The following is a 557-nucleotide window of genomic DNA, read 5'->3' on the forward strand; positions in this document are numbered from 1 at the left end:
GTCCGACCGGAATTTCGCAGGCGGGGCCTGATTGGGCGCGCCATCGGTGCCGCCGCGCATTGGGCGGCGGCGCMGGGCGCGGAGCAATTCTTCGCGCAGGTGTCCGCCGAGAATGCGGCGTCGATCGCGCTCCAGGCCGGAATCGGCATGGTCGAGCGCTACCGCTACAGTTATTTCACCCGAAGGTAGGCCGAAGCGCGCGGCTTTCGACGTGCCGGAAGGATTACGGCAGAAGGACAGTGCTGCCGGTGGTCTTCCGGGATTCGAGGTCGGTATGGGCCTGCCCGGCATTCTTCAGCGCATAGCGCTGGTTGATCTGCAGCTTCACCTTGCCGCTCTTCACGATGTCGAAGAGGTCGGCCGCAACGGCCTCCAGGTCGGAGCGCTTCGTCGTGTAGGAGGCCAGTGTCGGGCGCGTCAGGTAGAGCGAGCCCTTGGCGGCGAGGATGCCGATGTCGATGGGCCCGACCGGGCCGGAAGCATTGCCATAGCTCACCATCATGCCGAGCGGCGCCAGGCAGTCGAGCGAGGGAATGAAGGTGTCGCGGCCCACGCTG

General features: G+C 66.4%; 2 protein-coding genes. One reads left to right on the plus strand and one right to left on the minus strand.

Annotated features, from left to right (window positions below; all coding sequences use genetic code 11):
• Positions 1 to 189, plus strand: a 189-nt coding sequence (locus tag AC1DWF_RS37535) for a GNAT family N-acetyltransferase (protein WP_476843491.1), incomplete at its 5' end; no start/stop codon positions are given.
• A 34-nt stretch (positions 190 to 223) separates the two neighbouring features.
• Here AC1DWF_RS37535 and AC1DWF_RS37540 read toward each other — a convergent pair.
• A partial coding sequence (locus AC1DWF_RS37540; RefSeq protein ID WP_476843492.1) for a zinc-binding dehydrogenase occupies positions 224 to 557 on the minus strand: 334 nt, incomplete at its 5' end.

The organism is Aminobacter sp. P4_D5 (assembly GCF_056401815.1).